Origin of the sequence: Gordonia sp. i37 (genome assembly GCF_002043085.1) — a bacterium.
Lineage (GTDB): Bacteria > Actinomycetota > Actinomycetes > Mycobacteriales > Mycobacteriaceae > Gordonia > Gordonia polyisoprenivorans.
The window spans coordinates 1-3,258 of sequence record NZ_MVPX01000354.1; the positions used below are offsets into that span (position 1 = coordinate 1).

General features: G+C 69.6%; 5 protein-coding genes. All 5 read right to left on the reverse strand.

The genetic code is table 11. From position 1 onward, the window contains the following. Nucleotides 1–295, reverse strand: a 295-nt coding sequence (locus B1964_RS17105; protein WP_079930617.1) for a WXG100 family type VII secretion target, incomplete at its 3' end; no start/stop codon positions are given. 160 nt (nucleotides 296–455) lie between these two features. Next, a complete protein-coding gene (locus B1964_RS17110) occupies nucleotides 456–773 on the reverse strand; it encodes a WXG100 family type VII secretion target (RefSeq protein WP_079930618.1) in 318 nt (105 codons plus the stop codon). A gap of 114 nt (nucleotides 774–887) precedes the next feature. Next, nucleotides 888–1,715 (reverse strand): ESX secretion-associated protein EspG, encoded by an 828-nt coding sequence (locus B1964_RS17115; protein WP_253194039.1) that lies wholly within the window; start codon nucleotides 1,713–1,715, stop codon nucleotides 888–890. A 2-nt stretch (nucleotides 1,716–1,717) separates the two neighbouring features. Beyond that, a complete protein-coding gene (locus B1964_RS17120) occupies nucleotides 1,718–2,716 on the reverse strand; it encodes a PPE domain-containing protein (RefSeq protein ID WP_079930620.1) in 999 nt (332 codons plus the stop codon). Nucleotides 2,717–2,811: 95 nt separating this feature from the next. After that, entirely contained in the window at nucleotides 2,812–3,129 is a 318-nt protein-coding gene (locus B1964_RS17125; RefSeq protein ID WP_079930621.1) for a PE family protein, read from the reverse strand. Nucleotides 3,130–3,258: the final 129 nt, after the last annotated feature.

The window sequence follows — 3,258 nt, forward strand, 5'->3', positions numbered from 1 at the left end:
CCCCGCCGAAGCCGCGTGCGATCGAGGTATCGGTCTCGTTCATCACCGTCCGCGCATTGGTGACGCCGCGTTGGATGCCGAGCAACTGCTCGCGGGCCTGTATGAACACGCGGTCCCAGTTCTGCTGGGCGGCGTCGTAAGCCTGCTTCGCGCCGGGCGAGCGCCAATTACCGTCGAGTGCGGCGACTTGCGATTTCAGCTGCGACGCCAGGTCTTCGAGGCGGCCGAACTGGGCGTTCAGCCCCCCTTCGAGGTCGCCGAGGGCGGCGAAGTCGTACTTGATTCTCCCGGACATGGGAAGTCCTTTCGGTCAGATGTGGTCATGGCCAGAGTTGATCGAGCTCGGTGGTGATCAAGCTCGGTGGTGATTCGAGGTCAGTGGTGAGGTGCGCCAGTCGGGCCGGGGCCCACAGACACGGTGGTCTACAGCGGCAGCTGTCTACAGGCGCAGCCGTCTACAGGCGCAGCGGCCCCTCGGCGCCGAAGCCGCCCGCGGCCTGCGAATCCTGGTCGTCGTAGCCGCTGAAACCAGCGGTCAGCTGGTTTCGGATGTCGTCGAGCGCGGCGTTGAGCGCCGTCGCCGACGAGTTCCAGTCGGCGTGGGTGTTGTCGAATGCGTTGGACGCCCGGCCGTTCCAGCTGGACACGCCCGACGACGCCGCGGTGGCGATCTGGCGGATCACCGCCTGCATGTCGTCGACGATCTGCGAGACCGATTGCGCTGTGGCCAAGCCCGATTCGACGTCGACGTCAACTGCTCCATCGAGATTCATGGTGCTCCTCCTCATAGATGTCGGCACCGTCGTCGCGATGCCCCCGAAGCGCTGTCCGTGCGGACAGGCGCTGATGTCCCCCGGCGAAGATCTCGATGGGGAAATCCCGTCGACTCATGGGAACCACCGTCGTCCGGGCAGGGTGTCGATCAGCCGGTCCACGGCCGCACCGATCCGATGCCCCGTCCCCGGGGTGATGGTGGTCCACAATCGGTCGTCGGGAGATCTGCTGAGGCCCATCAGAATTCGACCCGCACGCGAGTCGATGATCCCGATGGCCCCAGAAGTCTGGGTGAAGAGGCCGTCGGCACGCGAGGTGGCCACGATCTCCCACCGCACGTCGCAGGCCAGCAACGCGTCGGCCACACGGATCGCATCGGCGGCCGTGGCGCCCCATGCACGCAGTGCCGCAACAACACCAGGGGCGTCGGCACAGTGGCCGAACCTCTCGGTCAGTTCGCGGGTGGGGACGCTGGTCTCGGTGAAGTCCAGTGCGTCGTGCGGGCCACACATCGCGCGAACGACGCCGGCCAGGGCGTTGGTGTCACGCACGTCGATGAGCGCGAGGTCGATGTGATCGCCTCGCCGCACCGCGAGAACGTGGTCGTGACCGCGCCGGGCCACGCAGGCGCGAACCGTCGACTCGGCGGCGAAACCCCGGATCTCGAGTTCCCGGTCGGGGTGGGCGAGCACCCCGACCACCAGGTCGGCCCAGAGCGTGGGGCCGCTGCTGTCGGACAGTCCCGCCTCCGTGATGGCACGGTCCAGAGTGGCATCGTCGTGATCGGCACCATCGCGGGCGTCGGCTCTTGTCTCGCTGTGTGCACCGTCGGCCGCCGGTGTCCAGAGGTCGAGGACCACCGGCCAGGTGGTCACCCCACATCGTTGCCCGAGTCGGCGCAATACCGCGATCTCGATGCGGCGGGAATCGGTGGAGGTCACGATCACGGCGTCCTCCCCGTGTCCAGGGTGAGGGTCTGCTCGACGTATCGGGGGTCGAGCGCCGTGCTCGACTGTGCGGCGACCTCGGCCCAGGTTTCCGGAGGGCGTGGGGATGCTTCGGCCTGCCCGATCTCGGCCTCTGCTTGGGTGTCGACGCGGACGACGCGGTCGCCCATCGATGCCGTCGAGGTCATCGGCGCCATGGGCGGCGGCACCGCGGGCGACGCTCCGGGTGTCCCCGACCCTGCCGCAGCTGCGCCGGCGCCGGTGGTCGGCGTGGGTGACACTGTGGGCGCCGAGGCCACCATCGTCGGTGTGTACGCGCCCCGGGGAGGCGGCGCCGAGAGCATCATCGGCGCAACGATTCCCGTGCCCGAGCCGGATCCCTGACCCGAGACGTCGGAGTCACCCGGCGTCTGCGGTGATCGGCTGGGCGTGGTCTCCGGCGGGGCGCCGGGCACCAGTTGTGGTGCGGCGTGGGCAGCTCGCCATGGCTGTGCCAGCGGTTCGGCGGCCGTTTCGTAGGCCTCCATCACCCGCGCCGCGCGCATCCGTTGATCGTGGACCGCGCGTTCGGCGTGCGCGGCCGCCCCGGTGGCGATCGGCGCAACCGACGCGACGACCGCCGCACCGCGCGCAAGCGTGTCGGCGAGATCGACCTCTGCGGTGCTCGGCATCGCCAGTCGCGCCACCGACACGGCGAGTGACTGCGCCTCGGTCAGCGCCGCAGCCTCGGTGGCCTGCGCTGCCATGTCGGTCAGCCATCCGAGGAGACCAGCGAGACGGTCGAGGACGTCGGCGGCTGCGCCGGACTCCCAGTCGGCCCGCAGTCGCGCGAGGACGGCGCCGTATTCGGCTGCTGCACCGGTGAACTCACCGGCGAGTGCGCCCCAGGCGATCGCGGCGTCAGCGAACGCCGACGCTCCGGGTCCCTCGACGAGGTCGCTCGCGAGTCGGCGACTGGAACGGGCGTCCCAGAGGACTCTGGTGAATCCGGTCATGCCCACTCCTCTCGGCTGCTCGGTGGGTCGGTCGGGATGACGGTCTACGGACGGGGTTCAGGAGGTCATGCGCTTGTCGGTGCCCGGGGCGTTCGTCAGGCCCGCAGTCCGGTCGCGGCTTGATCGTCGGCGTCGGCGAGGCCGCCGGCGTGGGACCGCAGCATCGCCGCGATATCGCGCAGCTGTTGGATGCCGGAGGTCGCATCCTCGGCGAAGCGATCGGCCACCGCGGTGGCCGAGGCCGCCGTGGTCACCGATACCTCGTCTCGACCGGGCGCGGCGACCGCGGCCTCGGGGGCGAGTCGTCCGAGCGCTTCTTCCAAGGACAGCGCCAGACGTTCGAGATCGGTGCCGGCCCTGGACAACTCATGCGGATCGACGTCCAGACTGCCGGTGGTTGGTGACGGTGTCACGGGCTGACCTTTCTGATTGTGACGAGCAGTGGACTCATCGGGGTGAGACCGGCCAGGCCGGACCGAGTCGTAATTCGATGTCGGGCGGGGTCTCCGGGTCGGCGTCGGCGCCGAGCACGGCGGGGGGGA